Here is an 18,929-nt window from a genome sequence, read left to right as displayed (position 1 = left end):
AAAAGCCATGTATATAATTTCGAGTAATAAATTATCATCAGTTGTATCGATAATACTATTGTTGATTTCGTGTTCTTCGACAAAAAATAGTATTCCGGCATATGAATTGGTAGTAAGTGAGAAATTTACAAATCCAATAGGTTTTTATGATGCAACACCTTCCTTTTCATGGAAACTACCACAAAATAAGAATATCAAAAAGCAAACAGCTTATTCTATTGTAGTGGCTTCTAAGCCTGAACTATTACCCAATAATGCAGATTTATGGGTAAGTGGTAAAGTTGAAAGTGATCAAACTCTATTTGTAAAATACAAAGGGAAAAAATTATCCTCTAGGCAAAAAGTGTACTGGCAGTTAAAGTTTTGGGACCAAGATAAAAAAGCCTCAGTTTGGAGCGCCGTTGCTCATTTAGAGTTAGGATTGCTTACTAATTCTGATTGGCAGGCCAAATGGATTAGTCTTCCAAAAGTAAGTAAAATGAATGCACCCAAAACACACAAAAAAACTTATAAAGTTCAGTACTTACGAAAGGGATTTAAGGCAGAGTCTAAAATTGAGACTGCCAGATTATACATTACTGCTAAAGGACTTTTTGAAGCTTATATAAACGGTAAAAAAATTGGTGATGATGTGATGACTCCTGGTTGGACTCCTTATAATAAGCGTATTGAAACATTAACATACAACGTAACAGATTATTTGCAAAACGGAGCGAATGCAATAGGGGTTTCTTTAGCTGAGGGATGGTATGCAGGGCGATTAATGCTTAGAGGTTATCCAAAGGTTTCTCCTAAAGTAATGTGTCAGCTTGAATTGAAGTATACAAATGGGGATGTTCAAACTATTATTACAGATGAAAGTTGGAAAGCCACACAAGAGGGGCCAATCGTATATGCTGGAATTTATGATGGTGAACAATATGATGCCCGAAAAGAACTAAAGGAATGGTCGTCTAAAATATTTAATGATACAAGTTGGCAAAAGGTTGTTGCAGTAGATATAGATACAGAGCTAAGCTTGACACCTAAACGGCATAATACGGTTAAATCTGTAGAAGAATTATCTCCAGTTGCAATTACCGAGGTTGATAGTAGTGCGGTGATTTTTGATATGGGCCAAAATATGGTAGGTGTACCTCGTATTAATGTACCAATGCAGAAAGACGCAACCTTAAAAATTCGTTTTGCCGAAATGCTACAACAAGATGGACGTATCTATACCAAAAATTACAGAGGAGCAGTTTCAACGGACTATTATACCGCTAAAAAAGATGGGCAAATTACGTATCAACCAACATTTACTTTTCATGGTTTTCGATATGTCGAGTTAAGTGGTTTTGATATAAGTACTACCCCTGATAAATCGTGGGTTACTGGTGTCGTTCAGCATTCAGATTATGATTTGAATGTTGAGTTTAGTTCGTCACACGAAAAATTAAATCAACTTCAAAGAAATATTGTTTGGGGGGTAAGAGGTAACACTCTCGATATACCAACGGATTGTCCTCAACGAGATGAAAGAGCTGGTTGGACAGGTGATGCTCAGGTTATTGCGCCTACCTCGTTTTTTTTAGGTGATGTGCATTCTTTTTGGATGAGTTGGTTGCAAAGTGTACGTGACGATCAAGATGAAGATGGAGCGGTTCCTGTAATGATACCTTCTTTAGGAGGTAAACTTAGAGCTGGTGCTGGTTGGAGCGACGCAATCACTATTATTCCTTGGGAAACCTACCAGCGTACAGGTGATATAGGTGTTTTAGAAGAGAACTATTCAAGTATGAAAAAATGGGTAACCTATTATCAATCAAAATCTAAAAACCATAATGCTAAGATATTTACCCATGGCGATTGGTTGCAACCCTATTCAACTCATAAAAAAGATGAGCGATTCGGCGTAACCTCAAATAAGTTAATTGTTACAGCTTATTATGCACATTCTGTTGCTATAACATCGCAAGCTGCAAGAGCATTAGGGTTTGAATCTGAATCTAAAGAATATGAACAATTATTTGATGAGGTTCGTGGTGTATTTCAAGAGCAGTTTTTTGATACTAAAGGACGTATTATTGAAGGTCCTGAAACTCAAACCGCTTATTTATTGGCGCTAGGGTTCGATTTGTTGGATGAGGAATTAGCACAAAAAGCAATACCACATTTATTGGAACAAATAAAAATAACAGATAACCATTTGCGTACTGGTTTTTTAGGTACGCCTTTACTACCTCTGGTGCTAGATAAAATAGGTGAGACCGATTTGATGTATGAAATCTTGTTCAAAGAAACTTATCCGTCTTGGTTCTATTCAATTAATCAAGGTGCAACTACTATGTGGGAGCGCTGGAACAGTTACACTCACAAAGATGGTTTTAACAAAGGAGGAATGAATTCATTCAATCATTATGCCTATGGTGCTATCGGACGCTGGATGTACGAACGCATTGCAGGAATTAAACCTCTTAAAGTAGGCTATAAAGAAATAGAAATTGCTCCTATTCCAGGTGGTCCTTTAACGTCTGCTTTTGCAACTTACAATTCTCCTTATGGTAAAGTAAGTTCTAGTTGGAAACTAGTAGGTAAGCAATTTAAGTTAGATGTAATTGTACCTCCAAATACTACAGCTCAAGTTTCAGTACCAGGAAATACACAAGAAAGTATTATGGTAAATGGAGTTGAGTTTAAAGAGAATTCAGATATAAAATTACTAGGCAAAACTAAAAAAACGTTTGTTTTTAAGGTAGCCCCAGGAACTTATTCATTTGATACTAATTATTAAACAAAACAGTATTTAACGAAAAATAAAGTCAAAGGTATTCAGTTTTTAGAAGAAGATAAAAGGTATTCAAAACTTAAAATTGGTTTTGGAGCTTCAGAAATAAAAGCAGTTTATAAAAACAGATAGAATTATCAATAAAGTTTTAATTAGATTAAGACTTCCAAGTGGAGAATATATGTTTTAGATGCTAAAACACCTCCATCAATTTCAGAATTTAAAATATACTTATCTCAATAGTAAATGAAGTGTTTAGTAATTAGAAATTATGTAGTTTTTTGCTCAATTATAATTTTAGAGGCTTGTAGTTCAATTTTATCTTCGGAAGATAATAAAATCGCAAAATCAGTAAAAGTTAATACAGAAGCTAATAATCATGTAGACTTGGTATATTACAATAGTACACATGTAAAATTGGTTAGAGATCTTATCAAAGCAAAAGATTCTTTTTTTGTTGCTAATTTTAAGAATTTGATGAAAGAAGCAACAATAGCTTTAAATTTTGTTGCAGACCCTGTTACGAACAAAAAAGAGGTGCCACCCAGTAATAATATGCACGATTATTTAAGTTATGCTCCATATAAATGGCCTGATACTTTAAAAAAAGATGGATTACCTTGGGTTACTAGAGATGGCGTAATTAACCCAGTTTTTTATAGCTCTGATACAGATTTTAACCGAACCGCAACTTTTTTTGAAGTGATAGAGGTTTTGTCTTGGGCTTATTATTTTTCAGAAGATAAAAGGTTCGCAGAAAAAGCAATAGCACTTATAAAAACTTGGTATTTAAATCCAGAAACGAAGGTTAACCCTAATATTAATTTTGGTCAAAGAGTTCCGGGGGCAGCAGACGGTAGAAAAGCTGGTGTACAAGAATGGTGTAGCCAATCTAGCGTTGTTACTGCGTTACAAATTTTTGAAGTTGAAGGTCTTTTGTCTACAGATGTAAAAATAGGTATGCAACTTTGGTTTGAAGAATATCTTACTTGGCTGACAACAAACCCAATGGCAATTGAAGCAGGTTTTACAAGACAGAATCACGCGAATCATTATAACTATCAAGTTGTTGGATTAATGATGTTTCTCGGTAAAAATGATGCAGCAATAAAGGTGGTAGAAGAGGCTAAGCAAAATCGCATTGCAGATCAAATTTCTCCTAACGGAAAACAACCTAGGGAGTTAGGTAGAACAAGATCTGTACATTATGCTAGTTTGAATTTGTGGTCTATGACAGAATTAGCTCTTATGGGACAAAAATTAGGGGTTGATTTATGGAGCTATGAAACGACAGATTGTAAAAGTCTAAAAAAAGCATTTGCCTACCTAAGTCCATTTGTGTCTGGTGATAAAAAGTGGCAGTATAAAGAAATAACAGAGGGGGGAGCAAAGAATGCAATAGAAACAGAACTTAAGCCAATGTTTTCAAAAGCCTCAACCTCTTTAGATATACTATTGGTGGGAGCTAAAGTCAAACTCTATGGTAATTTAAAACCGCTGGATGCCTTGAGGTATCCACCAAAAGAATTGATAGATAAAATAAAAAAGTAACCAAAGTAATAGATAAGAATATGGGTGTTTATAAAGAAGGGCAAATTAAAGTTGGACTTTTTGGTATTGGTTTAGATACTTATTGGCCACAATTTGAGGGGCTTTTAGATAGGTTAGAAGGGTACCAAAAACAGGTAGCTGATAAAATGGAAGGTTTTGGAGCGGAGGTTGCTAACGTAGGTTTAGTAGATTCACCTGTTAAAGCGAGAGAAAAAGCAGCGTTATTAAAAAAAGAAGATATAGATATGATTTTTCTATATGTCTCTACTTATGCCTTGTCGTCAACGGTACTTCCTGTGGTTCAAAAAATAAAATGTCCCGTTGTAATTTTAAATATTCAACCCGTGGCAGCTATTGATTACGAAAGTTTTAATAAACTAGGAGATCGAGGTAAAATGACAGGCGAATGGTTAGCTCATTGTCAAGCTTGTTCTGTGCCAGAATTAGCAAATGTATTCAATCGATCTGGAGTTGATTATGAATTTGTAACGGGGTATTTAGACGAACCAGCTGTTTGGGAAGAAATTCAAGATTGGATAGATGCAGCTAGAGTAGCTTCAGTGATGCGTAATAACCGATTGGGGGTACTAGGAAATTATTACTGTGGTATGCTAGATGTATATGCAGATTTAACGAAACAAGCTGCAGCTTTCGGTACGCATATTGAAGTTTTAGAAATGTGTGAGGTGAAAAAATACAGAGATATTGTAACTAACATTGAAGTTCAAGAAAAAATTGCAGAATTCAGAAATACTTTTGAAGTAATTGATGCTTGCGAGCAGGCTGAATTAATACGTGCAGCTAAAACATCTATAGCTTTAGATAAGTTGGTAGCGCATCATAACTTAGGCTCAATGGCTTATTATTACGAAGGAGATACAGCAAATGAATATGAAAATATTGTGACATCTGTAATTGCTGGAAATACATTGCTTACCGGAAAAAACATTCCAGTAGCTGGAGAGTATGAAGTGAAAAATGCGCAAGCTATGAAGATTATGGATGCTTTTAGTGTTGGAGGTTCGTTTTCAGAATTTTATGCGATGGATTTTAACGATGATATCGTTATGTTGGGTCATGATGATTCTGCTCATTTTGCTATTGCCGAAGGGAACGTACAACTAGTTCCATTACCTGTTTATCATGGGAAGCCAGGGAAAGGCTTATCCATCCAAATGACTGTAAAACATGGTGCCGTAACACTTTTATCGGTGGTAGAAGGTAAAGACGATGTATTTCTGTTAGTTGCAGAAGGTGCGTCTGTAGAAGGGCCAATACTACAAATAGGAAACACCAACAGCCGTTACCGTTTTTCAATAGGTGCTAAAGCATTTATGAACGAGTGGTCTAAACAAGGGCCATCGCACCATTGTGCTATTGGGGTAGGACATATTGCGAATAAGATTGAAAAGTTAGGGAAGTTATTAAATCTTAGAGTCGTTACAATCTGCTAAATGAATAAGATGAAATTACCATATAAAACCATGTATGTAGTAGTGCTGTTAAGTCTTTTTCTATCAGACTTGAAAGCTCAAAATACTCAATTAGAACAAGATTTTAAAAATCCGACAGCATCCGCGAAACCTAGAACGATGTGGTTTTGGATAAATGGAAACGTTACAAAAGAAGGCATAACAGCCGATTTAGAAGCCATGAAAGACGTTGGCATTCAAGGCGCTTTAATTTTTAATGTCAACTTGGGAAACCCAAAAGGTTTTGCCGATTATTTAAGTCCCGCTTGGCTAGATTTATTTCATTTTGCAGCTTCAGAGGCGAAACGATTAGAACTCGAGTTGAGTTTTCATAATGGTGCGGGTTGGTCGTCCACAGGAGGGCCATCAATTGCACCAGAAAATGCCATGCAAGAATTGGTTTTTTCTGAGATAATTCATTCAGGAAATAGCACATTTAAGGGGAAACTACCTCAGCCTAAAACACATCTAAATTACTATAAAGACATCGCCATTCTTGCTTTTCCAAAACCAGAAAGCGACCAACGCATCGATGATTTAGACACAAAAATGCTTTCGCATAAAGTTAGAAATCACCTAAGCCCCGATAACAAGAGAATTCATGATCTAGCTTTGGTTAAAACATCAGAGATTATTGATTTAACATCAAAACTAACCAAAGATGGGGTTTTAAAATGGAAAGCTCCTAAAGGCGAATGGGTCATTTTGCGAATTGGACATACACCTACGGGCGAAAAAAATCGTTTTCCGAGTGATGGAGGAGGCGGTTTAGAATGTGATAAAATGAGCAAAAAGGCTGTAGATGTATTTTGGGAAGGTGGTATTCAACCCATAATTAAAAAATTGGATACACTAATTGGTACTGCTGTAACAAGATGCCATATAGATAGCTACGAAGTAGGTACTGCAAATTGGACCCCTAACTTTGCCCAAGCATTCGAAAATCTTCGATCTTACAATTGTAAAGTCTATTTGCCTGCGCTAGCGGGGTATTATATGGATAGTGGTGAAGAAACTGAACGGTTTCTTTGGGATTTTAGAAGAACCATTGGAGATTTAATAGCTATGAATTACTATGGGTATTTCGGGGAGCTATGTCGTAAAAACGGCATGCAATTTTCAACAGAACCTTATTGGGGGCCATTTGATAGCATGCAGGTAGGAGCAACTGCCGATGTAGTAATGTCTGAATTTTGGAGTGGTAGTTTGGCTTTTTTTGATTCACCTAAATTTGTCGCTTCCATCGCTAAACTAAATGGAAGTTCAATTGCCGAAGCAGAATCTTTTACTGGAATAGGTGGCTGGTATCAGCATCCAGGTACACTAAAGACTATGGGTGATTTAGCTTGGGCACAAGGTATCAATCGTTTTGTTTTTCATTGTTATGTGCACCAACCTTGGAATGTAGGACCTGGATTAACTCTACAAGTTTTTGGAACAAATTTTAACCGTTTAAATACATGGTGGAGCCAAAGTAAACCTTTTGTGAAATATATTAGTAGAGGTCAGGTTTTACTACAACAAGGGACCTCGGTAGCTGATGTTTTGGTTTTTACAGGAGAGGCATCTCCAAATGATGCGCTTTTAATGCCAGAACTAAAAACACTAGGCTATGATTATGATCTAATCGGATCAAACAAATTACATTCATTAACGGTAAAAGAAGGTCTGATTTGCACTACCGTTGGAGAAAAATATAAGGCTTTGGTATTGCCTTCAGTCGAATGGATGACCGCAGAAACTCTTACCAAGATTGAAGAATTAACTAGTTTAGGTGCTCAAATAATTGGGCCAAAACCCAAAAAATCGCCAAGTCTCAAAAAGTACCCATCTTGTGATGCAGAGATTACGAAGCTTGCCAACAGTTTATGGGATTCTGGTCGTATTAATGACAATTCCATTTTAGAGATTTTAAAAAAGGAGAGATGGCTTCCAGACTTTTCTATTGAAAATGAAACCAATGATGCTATCGATTTTATACACAGAAGAACAGAAAATAGCGATATTTATTTTGTGGTAAATTCCAAAAAGGAAAGTCGAGAATTAGCTTGCCGTTTTCGAATAGCAGGAAAACAACCCGAAATTTGGAATGCAGAAACAGGAGAAACCACCAATGCTTCTGTATGGAGAAACAATGGAGATGGCACCACTACTGTGGTAATTCCCTTTGAATCTCAGGGCTCTGTATTTATTGTTTTTAAGGCTCCTGTAATTACAAAAGACCATATTGTAAGTGCCTCTATCACTACTCAAAACCCTGTACCAATCTCAGCTTCAGAATTACAAATAATTAAAGCGGAATACGGAACATTTTTACCTGATGGTTTGGTTGACGTAACTGAAAAAGTGGCAAAAAGTGTTGCGAATAATAAATTAAATGTGCACGCAACTCGCAGTCTTTGTATAGGAGACCCAGCCCCTGGCTATAAAAAAGAATTACGTGTTCAATATAAAATTGGACAAGTATTACATGAAAAAAATGCCATGGAAAAAGAATGGTTAGATGTAGATGCAACTAACAAAGGGAAATTGGTGGTTTTAAAAGCTGTCTTTGGAAAATTTGAAAGAGGAACACATAACATTCCTTCAAATAAACCTATTTACGATGTTACAGAAAAAATAAAAACTATCGTAGATTCTGGTTCTTATGAAATTTCTGTTAGCGATAGCTTGCTACATGTAAACAATAACTTTAAAAATGAGCTACGTGTTAGTTATACGATTAACAGCGAAAAGAAAAGCACAATTATTTCAGAAGGAAAAATTCTAAAGTTCACACAGGAAAGACCAAAATCCATATTAGTAAACGATAACAACCAGGTTACTTGGGTTACTCCATATATTGGTAAAATAGCCTATCGTTCGTCAAGGGGGAAGACGAAAACCTTAAAAGTGAAATCAATACCTAAACCCATGGATCTTTCTAGAGATTGGCAAGTAAGTTTCTCTCTAAAAAATAAAGATTCTTTACACGTTACATTTGATCAATTGATTTCCTGGTCAGATGTTAAGGAAAAAGATATTCGATATTTTTCAGGTACAGCAAGCTATAAAAAAGAGTTCAAAATGCCATCAAAATTACTTAAAGACCGCAATGTGTTACAATTAGATTTAGGGAATGTCAAAGTGATTGCTGAGGTGATTCTCAATGGAAAAAATCTAGGGATATTATGGAAAACCCCTTACAGAATCAATATTAACGATGCTGTCGTAAAAGGTACCAATACACTTGAAGTAAAGATTACAAACCTTTGGCCAAACAGATTAATTGGAGATGAACAGTTGGAGTTAGATTATAAACGACGAGGACCAAATATAAAAGAATGGCCCAAATGGCTTTTAAACAATAGCAATCGACCTACAGGACGTGTTACTTTATCCGCATTTAAGCATTACAGTAAAAATTCTGAACTTTTACCATCTGGTTTAATAGGTCCTGTTAAAATTAATATCTCTAGAGTAAAGAAGTTATAGGAAACTAACTCTAGAATCATAAATAAGTTTGATTTAAATTAATTCACAGAAAAGACATGCAAGCATTATTAGGAGTATTATTTCATTCGTTAGGAGGAGTTGCGTCGGGTAGTTTTTATATGCCGTTTAACAAAGTTAAAGGTTGGACCTGGGAAAGTTATTGGATAGTTGGTGGTTTAATGTCGTGGTTAATTGTACCACCTTTGGCAGCTTTTTTGACTGTTCCAGGATTTTTAGGCATTATTGGAAGTAGTTCTTCTACAATTATAGGTTTTACCTTGTTAATGGGCCTGCTTTGGGGGGTAGGTGGTTTGACATATGGATTGGGCGTGCGTTATTTAGGTATGTCTTTAGGGAATTCAGTTGTACTTGGATTTTGTGCTGCTTTTGGTGCTGTTGTACACTCTATCTATTATAATTTTAGGCCTACGGAAGGGAAAGTGTCTTTTACTGATATGTTGGGCTCTTCTGGAGGACAGGTTGTGTTGTTAGGTGTTTTAGTTTGCATTATCGGTATTGGGCTTTGTGGTAGAGCTGGTATGCTCAAAGAAAACGAACTTTCTGATGAAGAAAAAAAGGAAAGCGTATTAGAATTTGATCTTGTAAAAGGACTTGTTGTTGCTGTTCTGTCGGGGATTTTAAGCTCGTTTTTTAGCTTTGGTATTGAATCTGGAAAGCCTTTGGCTGATGCTGCTGTCGAAGCAGGATACGATCATTTATTTGCTAATAATGTCACCTTTGTCGTGATTCTTTGGGGTGGGTTAATTACTAATTTGGTATGGACAACTATATTAAGTGTTAAAAACAAATCGTATAAAGATTTTACGAATAAGAACACCCCTATTCGTAATAATTTTCTGTTTTCCGCATTAGCAGGAACCATTTGGTTTTTGCAATTCTTTTTTTACGGAATGGGAGAAAGTAAACTTGGTAGCGGTGCTAGTTCTTGGATTTTGCATATGTCCACGATTATTTTAACGGCTAATTTTTGGGGTATTTACCGTAAAGAATGGAAAGGTGTTGCTGCAAAAACAAAATGGACAATCACTGCTGGAATTATCGTTATTCTATTGTCAGTTGTTTTAGTAGGTATTGGAAATTCGCTATAGTTTAAAGGGAATTTGTTAAGATAGGGGCAACTTGAAATTTTAAATTTCGTAATACTGTTTTTTTGAATTTGAACAACAATATTTCATTTTTCGCAATCATAATTTCAAGATGAATAATTCGTCGATTTGTTCAATTTTTCATCTTTTATGATCATGGTGTAGTAAAGTACATTATTACAGTTCAGAACAGTTATTCATATAAAAAGTCATAATTTGTGTAATTGATAAATTTTTTATGATGAGTAAAGAGCGTTCCTTTAAAAAATATATTTACTATTTACTGTGTTCTGTTTTCTTTTCGAATATGAATGCGCAAATAAAGTTATCTACTGACTTTACAAGCGAAAACGATAAAAAACGCCCTATTCATAATATATGGAATACCGCTAACAGAATTAGTCCTAGGTACGGATCTAATATTCGAACCGGTCTAAAGATGAATATCGTTAGAATGATTGGTGGTATTAATAAAAAAGTAAACGGAGAGAATGTAAAAGATTTGGATTTTGATCCTTGTATTTATGACTCTATTAACAATACATATGTGTACAGATGGGAGCCATTAATAGACAGGCTTAATAAAGTTGTAAATTCTCAAACAGAAATTTTACAAATTGCTTTAGATCAACCACCATGGGCATTTCAGCATGGCTATACGTTTATACCTGAAGGTACAAGAGACAACGTAAATTTCAGGGAAAATGAGCGTATATCTACTTATGGAAACTCATTACCTCCTGCAGATAAGCAAGCTTACCACGATTTTATAAAAGCTTTAATGACCAAATTGGTAGAAACTTATGGTGAAGAAAAGGTTTTATCATGGCGTTTTAGAGTAGGTTCAGAAATTGAAACACCTGAGCATTGGTATGGTACAAAACAAGATTTTATTGATCATTTCGCTAATACCGAAAGCGCAGTACGATCTGTATTGCCCAATGCTAAAGTGGGTTTGCATACCAGAAATCCTGGTTTTCTTTATAAAAATGGGACGATTTTGAACTACAAAAGCGAGCCTTATGCTTCATTTATTGAAGGACTTATTGATTACAACTATGCGAATAACATAAAGTGTGATTTTTGGGGACTATCAGATTATATCATTATTGGAAATAGCGATAAAAGAGATATGAATGGCAAATACACGAAAAATTTCTTACCACTTATCAATAGTCCAAAATGGAATCCTGATACGTCTATTGATATTATGGAATATAAAACCGTTACAACGATGAATGGTGCAGATGGCAAAGGAACCATAGGTTGTGAAACCTCGCATAGAGAAATTGTAGAGTTGATTTTTTCGAATATTTTTTATAGAAATAATGACAAAGGTTTAGAGCATATTTACCGTTGGGGAAATGTATATTCGAGTGAAAATCCAGATGCCATTAAAGAGTTAAATACGATGTTAGATATGGTTCGATATGAAACTACAGTTTCTGGGAATCCTATCACTGCCACAAATGAGTTAGATGCGATTTTTACGAAGAAAGAATCGGAAAATGAATTTGATGTATTGCTATATAATTTTAACAGCAGTTCTATTAGTTATAGAGATGATGAAAATGTTGATATTTCTTTTTTTACGGATGTACCTGCGGGGACAACATTTTACTACAGAAGCAAATCTTACGGAAAAGAAAATAATAAATTGCAGAATTTTTTAATCAATAATTCTCATTATGTTATGAGTGGTTTTGATGAAAAAGGAGCTCCAAGCCGCACGTTATCAGCGGAAGGGTATACGGCCTTTCTAAATTATGAGAATCCAAACCCACATCAATTTACAAAATGGAAAAGTATCACAACTCTAGAACGAAATGATGGTAAATCGGGGTCAGAGATCAAAATTTCAACACACATTGGATCTTTTGCTTTTGAGAAATTTGAATTTAGACCAGAAGCTTCGTTTGTTAATGCCATTACTCCAGCAAATTTTGTTTGGACTTCTTCAGAAGATTTTTCATCTTGGTTTGCTGTTAAAGGAGGGATGAACATAGAAACGGAAAATGATAAATTAAATGTTGCGTTTTCTTTTGAAGCCTCTTGGCCAGCTTTTTCGATTAATAATTTGAATTTAGATTCAGGTCTTTATGGTACTTTACAAATTGTGGTTAAAAACAATACAGATAAGCCTGATCTTCAAATGTTTCCAAATGCTACGGGAGTGAGTTCTAAGATTGGTAGAAAAAAGGAAACGGTACCCAATGACAACCAATGGCATACTTTAGATTTTGATCTGAAAAATTGGGGAATATGGACAGGAACAATTAATGAATTTGAATTTTATAACAACTTTAGTTCAGGAAGTATTGTTTTTGATCGTATTGAGTTTATACATATAAATGCTACGAACCACACGGTAACACTTAGTAAAGAAGGGCAGGGACTTTTAAATTATAGTAGTGGGACTGCCATGAGTGGTCAAGAAATAAGTTTAAATGCCATTGCAAATGAAGGTTGGGAATTTATAGGTTGGGAAGGCGATATAGTCAGTTCAGCCAATCCATTAGAAATATCAGTAACCTCAGATATGAATATCAAAGCAATTTTTTCTAATGGTAACTTATCTGTAGATAGCAAAGATACACCGCATTATAAAGTATTCCCAAACCCTAGTGCTAACGGGGTATTTCAATTAGAAAGTCAACAAACAAAAAGTTGGATGGTGTATACTATCACCGGACAAAAAATAGCTGAAGGAACAGGTAAGGTTATAGATATTTCTTCTTTTCCTAGAGGTGTGTATATCTTGAAAATTCACAATACGGTTGTTCAATTATTGTATTAAAAAATGTGTAATTACAATATTGAAAAAGATTACAGTAGCAACAACTAATCTCCTTTTTTTTAAGATCATTTCAGTCAAGCTTCATTAGGAATTACAAAAATCACAGTTATAAGGATGTTGGAATTGTTTGAATTTCAGTCTTGTAGTTGTGAGCAGTATAATACACTTGAAATATTATTTGTTATTATTTTTAATAAAATGAACATTACATCAGGAAATGGTGTAGCCCCAGAACCTGAGGTGGTTGAAGGTGTATATAAACTAGAAAATGTGGCTACAGGGAAATTTTTGGGTGCAGCTGGGAGTAGTCAACCGGTTGTAATGCATGATTCAGATCAAGGAATAGATAGAGATTGGAAATTTATTGCAACAACTTCTGGTGGTGTTGATTATTATAATATAGATAGTCAAGACAATGGTATTTTAAGAGCTACAGGATCTGGGTTTGCTGCAGGTGCAAATTTGGTGGTTAGCACCACAAAGAACCCACCAGTGAGTGATACTGACAAAATTTGGACTGTACATCACAATACATCGGATAATACGTTTAGATTTGAAGCTAAAAATTCAGGTAAGTTTTTATATCATGATGCGGATGGTATGTGCTATAATATTTCAGTTGCAGAGGATGACGAAAGAAGTAAATGGAAAGTAGTTGGTAGTGGAGACCCCTTATTAAGTATTGATGGCAAGCAAAGAGAGTTACCACAGATAAAAGTGTATCCTAATCCAGCCAAAGAAAATTTTACAATAGCATTTGAAAATTTAAATCATGTTACTGTTCATGTTTATGATACGCTAGGGAAACTAGTGTTTAAAACTACTACTGATCAAAATAGTATAGAAATCAATAAAGGGAATAGTTTTAAACCAGGTATGTATCTTGTACAGGTTTTATCAGGTCGTCAAAAAGTAGCACACCACACAAAATTATTGATTAAATAAAGAAGTTAGTTGTGTTAAGCGTTACAGGTTTTGCTGATAATTTAAAGAGAACAAATACCTTGAGTAAGTTATAGTATAGAACCAGAGGGTGTTTGCGAATTTTAAATCAGTTATCCAAATTCAAGTTGCTGGGTGCATTTTTTGGCAATCTCATAGCATCCATCAATTGAAAAAAATCGACTATAAATTTCTCAAAAGTATTCGTAATACTCAGGGCTATTTTGAGTATCTAAAACAACTATTGCTGAACTTCAATAAAATTAAAAATTACATATTTTTTTTGCTGGATAAAATTATTTAAAATCCTATAAATTATTAGGAATTAAGTAGATAATAATATAGGGAAACACTATAAAAATTTATGACATCAGCATAGTTCAGTAAACTATATCAAAAATAAAATCGGTAATTGTAGTCATATTAAACTTAAATTTTTTTATGATGAAAAAACAATTACTTAAAGTAACTTTATTGGCACTTGCTGTGTTTTTGGGTACTACGACCGTAAATGCTCAAGAAGAATGGGTTGGTAACGGTGTTTATCAAATTAGAGCAAATGGTACAACTCTTGTGTGGACTGTTAATCCAGGCGATGGTGCTGTGACATGGGAAACTGCTTTGCCAGATACGGATCCTGATCATCAATATCAAGAATTTGCGATTACAGATCATGGTGCGCCTTCTAGTACTGGTCACATGCAGATAACAGGTTCTTTTGAGGATAATGTAGGTCCATTTGTTGTGACTTTAGCTACATTGGATCCTCAAGGAGCGTCTTCGACGACTATTAAGGCTAATTTTGCTGATCCTATAACTGATTCAGGATCTGTTGATTATGGGCTTGATCAGTTTCAAAGAAGAAAAGCAACTCCTAACAATGGATCTAACAATGCAATTTTCATGCAAGTAGGTAATGGCTCTCTTGTTGGTTATAGATATACTTCGGGTGATGCACCAAGTGCAGCAGGTGATCCTGTAACAATGGCTAAAAGTGGTGCACATATTATAATGGAGTATGTTTTTGTCGAGGATTTACCATCTGCGAGCGTAAATACGTTTGAATTAGGTGCATTTACAATTGCAAATCCAATAGGAGATCAATTGGTAATTAAAGGAGCTACTGCTGATGTAAGTAAAGTTTCTGTTTTCTCTATAGTAGGAAGCAATGTATTATCACAGTCAATTAATGTTGGTGGTGGAGATATTGAATTAAACGTAAATAACTTACCAAGTGGTTTGTATGTTGTTGAAATCCTTGGAAATAATGGGGAAAGATTCACACAAAAATTAGTGAAGAACTAAGTGACTTCTTTCGGTTTTAGCAACAATTTTTTGAAATCATTTTGTCTTTTTATGGAAAGGCAAAATGATTTTTTTGTAAGTTTAAGTGGTATATAAATTTTAAAAAATGATTTTGGAACAAGGAATTTAATAATTTCGATTGTGAGTCAGCTGTGTAAATTGCGCTTTTATTTTATCGGTTAGTGTTGTTTTTATAATCTAGTCTGGATGGAATACAACATGTAGGGGGCTGGAGGCTTGTACTGTTTTGTATTTGTTTTGTTTACCAATCATCGATTAGCTAGTAATAATACCTTGGAAAATGAATGTTAAAAAAATTAACAGTATCACTACAGTGCAGAACACTTTTGATTACCGCTCTACTTATATTTGATATTACTAACTGAATAACTAATATATATATGAAAGTAAAAAAGAACTTGAAGGTTCCGACTACTATTAGGAGGAGTTTAATTACCGCCATACTTTTGCTCTGTTGCAGCGTAGTAGCAAAAGCACAGACAGTTACAGGGACTGTTACCGCTGACGGTATGCCGTTGCCTGGGGCCACTGTGATAGTGAAGGGTACAAGCTTAGGTGTGGTAACTGATTTTGATGGACTTTTTTCTATTGATGCAAGTCCAGATGCTACTTTGGTGGTTTCTTTTATGGGGTTTGAAACGGCGGAAGTTCCAGTCAATGGAAATAGTGAATTGACCATTCCTTTAATAGAAGCTGGCGAGCAATTAGATGAAATAGTTGTTGTTGGATATGGTACTCAAAAGAAAGAGTCTGTTGTAGCAGCAATTAGTCAAGTGAAAGGAGAAGAGCTAATGGAAAGAGCTGCGGGTATTGCTAATGTTGAAGAAGCATTGCAAGGTAATATACCTGGGATAACTACAATACAAGGTAGTGGTACGCCTGGAGAATCTGATATTCAGATTTTTATTCGTGGATTGAGTTCTTGGAATGGTAATGGTGGTCCCCTTATTCTTGTGGATGGGGTAGAAAGATCTATGACTGATATCGATATGAACGATATTGAGAATTTATCAGTACTTAAAGATGCCTCTGCAACAGCAGTTTTTGGTGTGAAAGGTGCGAATGGTGTGATATTAATTACTACAAAACGTGGTAAAGTAGGAAAGGCTGAATTGTCGTTAAGTGTGAATTCAACGGTTAAAATGGTTTCACAATTGCCTAATAAGTTAAATTCTTATGATGCAATCAAACAAGCGAATAGTTCTATACTTCGTGAATTAGCTGTATTGCCAGATTCGTGGGGAGATTACACTTCTGAGTCTATTTTAGATAAATATCTTAATCCTGCCAATGAAGAGGAGCGTAGAATCTATCCGAATGTTGATTGGGAAGATGTATTATTGAAAGATTTTGCACAAGATTATCGAGTGAATTTATCTGTTCGTGGTGGTAATAAATCAGCGAAGTACTTTGGAAGTTTAGCATACCAATCGGTAAATGATATTTTTGATGGTGCTAAGCATGATAATGGAAGAGGTTCATTAGGTGAATATAACTATGAAAGATTTAACTATAGAAGTAATGTTGATTTTAAAGTCACTAGTTCTACGGAGATATCTGTAAACCTTTCTGGTTTTTTAGGTATTCAAGAAAAACCAACAACGATTGGTAATGTTACAAATGGTTTGTACCAAATTGCTCCAAGTTTGTATACACCAGTGTACAACGATGGTTATTATGGTTTGTCTACAAATCCTGCTTTTATTTTCTCTAATTCAGTGGTTAATTTATCCGCTTCAGGATATGATAAATTCACCTATTTTCAAGTAAATACCGATTTTATTTTGAAACAAAAATTAGATTTTGTTACAAAAGGATTGAGTTTCCAGGGGCGTTTCTCATTGGATAATAATATGAGAAGTAAACAAGAGATAAACGAAACTCCTGTTGAGTATAGAATCTACGATAATGGTGTTGAAGAATTGGAACCTGCGAGTGGAGTGAATGGTTTTGATTATGTTCGTGCTCCATGGACAATTGATCCTTCAGTGGTAGAAAATAGTCAAAGAGAGCGTAGAATGACTTATGATTTTTCATTAAACTATCAAAAAAAGTTTGCTGAGAAACACAATGTAACTGGGTTGTTCTTGTTTAGAAGACAAGAGTATGCAAAAGGGAGTGTATTCCCTCGACGCAGAGAGGATTGGGTTGCAAGATTAACTTACAACTACGATTTAAGATATTTTATTGATGTAAATGGAGCTTATAATGGATCTGAAAAGTATGGTCCGGGATATCGTTTTGATTTGTTTCCGTCGTTAGCACTAGGATGGACTGTTTCTAATGAATCTTTCTTAGAAAATGCTGATTGGTTAGATAAATTTAAAATTAGAGGATCTTACGGAAGGTTAGGTGATGATAATGCTGGAACTAGGTTTGGTTATCAAACACAATGGGAAAGTGGTCAGTCAGCCTTCTTGGTGCCAAGTGCGTATCAAGGTTCAGGCGGTAGATCACCATACACTTTTTACAGAGAGGCGTCTGTTGGTAATCCAGATTTGCAATGGGAAACAGCTGTCAAAAGTAATATAGGTGTAGAGTATTCTTTCTTTCAAGGTTTGATAAGTGGAGAATTTGATTATTTCATGGAAGACAGAGATAATGTGGTCGTAGTAGGTTCACAGCGTGCGGTTCCTGATTGGTTCGGTGCTACACCTCCAGATTTTAACCAAGGTATCGTTCAGGTAAGAGGTTATGAATTTGTAATAGCGTCAACTTATACTTTTGAAAATGGTTTGAATATCTATGGTAATTATTACTTTACTCAAGCTATTGATAAAATCATAAAAAGAGATGATCCGGCATTCAGTCCGGCATACCAAAATGATGCAGGATATATAATTGGTCAGTCTAGATCGGCGATACCTGCAGATATACTTACAAATTGGGATGATGTGTATATGTCAACACCTGTTGTTAACAATCAGTCTTTGACGCGTGTAGGTTATTATGATGTTGTAGATTTTGATGGTGATGGTATTTATAATTCATCTTTTGATAATACACCTTTTGGGTATTCTTCGCGTGCGCAAAGAAACTGGAGTGCTACTTTTGGTGCTCGTTACAAAGGTTGGGGTGTGTCGGCTCAGTTGTATGGTACACAAAATGCTTCAAGAAGGTTTAGCAACAATACGTTTACACAACAAACACCGTTGATTTATGAGCATGATTTGAATTATTGGACGGTTGATACACCGAACAATACTGATACACAACCACAATGGAGAGCTCAAGGTGGACTGAATCCTAGAGACACCTGGTTAGATGCCTCGTTAACAAGATTGAAAGCGGTTTCTTTGTCTTATGATTTTTCAAAGAAGGCTTGCGAAGCGATCGGACTTAATTCTCTACAATTGTTTGTGAATGGTAATAATTTATTCTTATGGTCTAATATGCCAGATGATAGAGAATTTAATACTACTAGTGATGCCCAATCTAGAGGGGAGTACCCGACACTAAAGAGATTTAACTTTGGGTTTAATATGAACTTTTAA

9 protein-coding genes are annotated in these 18,929 nt (G+C 35.1%); all 9 read left to right on the top strand.

The annotated features are described in order from the left end of the window. Positions 1–7 precede the first annotated feature (7 nt). The 9 genes from AC2DGP_RS06180 (at position 8) to AC2DGP_RS06140 (ending at position 18,929) form a co-directional block, all read left to right on the top strand. The gene (locus AC2DGP_RS06180) at positions 8–2,773 is read left to right on the top strand and encodes a family 78 glycoside hydrolase catalytic domain (protein WP_484492141.1); all 2,766 of its coding nucleotides are present in this window, start codon (positions 8–10) and stop codon (positions 2,771–2,773) included. A gap of 240 nt (positions 2,774–3,013) precedes the next feature. Continuing rightward, entirely contained in the window at positions 3,014–4,318 is a 1,305-nt protein-coding gene (locus AC2DGP_RS06175; protein WP_484492140.1) for an alginate lyase family protein, read from the top strand. A 20-nt stretch (positions 4,319–4,338) separates the two neighbouring features. Further along, entirely contained in the window at positions 4,339–5,772 is a 1,434-nt protein-coding gene (locus tag AC2DGP_RS06170) for a hypothetical protein (protein ID WP_484492139.1), read from the top strand. Between the two features lie 9 nt (positions 5,773–5,781). Then, a complete protein-coding gene (locus tag AC2DGP_RS06165) occupies positions 5,782–9,264 on the top strand; it encodes a glycosyl hydrolase (protein ID WP_484492138.1) in 3,483 nt (1,160 codons plus the stop codon). 56 nt (positions 9,265–9,320) lie between these two features. Further along, positions 9,321–10,373, top strand: coding sequence for an L-rhamnose/proton symporter RhaT (rhaT, locus tag AC2DGP_RS06160; protein WP_484492137.1), 1,053 nt, complete (start codon positions 9,321–9,323; stop codon positions 10,371–10,373). A gap of 304 nt (positions 10,374–10,677) precedes the next feature. Beyond that, the gene (locus AC2DGP_RS06155; protein WP_484492136.1) at positions 10,678–13,167 is read left to right on the top strand and encodes an InlB B-repeat-containing protein; all 2,490 of its coding nucleotides are present in this window, start codon (positions 10,678–10,680) and stop codon (positions 13,165–13,167) included. A gap of 198 nt (positions 13,168–13,365) precedes the next feature. Further along, positions 13,366–14,112 carry a T9SS type A sorting domain-containing protein gene (locus tag AC2DGP_RS06150; protein ID WP_484492135.1) on the top strand — a complete coding sequence of 249 codons (747 nt, stop codon included), beginning with the start codon at positions 13,366–13,368 and terminating at the stop codon, positions 14,110–14,112. Between the two features lie 441 nt (positions 14,113–14,553). Continuing rightward, positions 14,554–15,414 (top strand): T9SS type A sorting domain-containing protein, encoded by an 861-nt coding sequence (locus tag AC2DGP_RS06145; protein WP_484492134.1) that lies wholly within the window; start codon positions 14,554–14,556, stop codon positions 15,412–15,414. A 401-nt stretch (positions 15,415–15,815) separates the two neighbouring features. After that, positions 15,816–18,929, top strand: a complete 3,114-nt coding sequence (locus tag AC2DGP_RS06140) for a SusC/RagA family TonB-linked outer membrane protein (protein WP_484492133.1) — start codon at positions 15,816–15,818, stop codon at positions 18,927–18,929.

The sequence above is a fragment of the Flavicella sp. IMCC45537 genome, assembly GCF_057197705.1.
This window is presented reverse-complemented; position numbering and strand designations above follow the sequence as displayed.

Excerpts from the sequence above, each read along its gene's own strand:
- AC2DGP_RS06180 (WP_484492141.1), top strand. The coding sequence starts at position 8 with ATGTATATAATTTCGAGTAATAAATTATCATCAGTTGTATCGATAATA.
- AC2DGP_RS06175 (WP_484492140.1), top strand. The coding sequence starts at position 3,014 with ATGAAGTGTTTAGTAATTAGAAATTATGTAGTTTTTTGCTCAATTATA.
- AC2DGP_RS06170 (WP_484492139.1), top strand. The coding sequence starts at position 4,339 with ATGGGTGTTTATAAAGAAGGGCAAATTAAAGTTGGACTTTTTGGTATT.
- AC2DGP_RS06165 (WP_484492138.1), top strand. The coding sequence starts at position 5,782 with ATGAAATTACCATATAAAACCATGTATGTAGTAGTGCTGTTAAGTCTT.
- rhaT (WP_484492137.1), top strand. The coding sequence starts at position 9,321 with ATGCAAGCATTATTAGGAGTATTATTTCATTCGTTAGGAGGAGTTGCG.
- AC2DGP_RS06155 (WP_484492136.1), top strand. The coding sequence starts at position 10,678 with ATGAATGCGCAAATAAAGTTATCTACTGACTTTACAAGCGAAAACGAT.
- AC2DGP_RS06150 (WP_484492135.1), top strand. The coding sequence starts at position 13,366 with ATGAACATTACATCAGGAAATGGTGTAGCCCCAGAACCTGAGGTGGTT.
- AC2DGP_RS06145 (WP_484492134.1), top strand. The coding sequence starts at position 14,554 with ATGAAAAAACAATTACTTAAAGTAACTTTATTGGCACTTGCTGTGTTT.
- AC2DGP_RS06140 (WP_484492133.1), top strand. The coding sequence starts at position 15,816 with ATGAAAGTAAAAAAGAACTTGAAGGTTCCGACTACTATTAGGAGGAGT.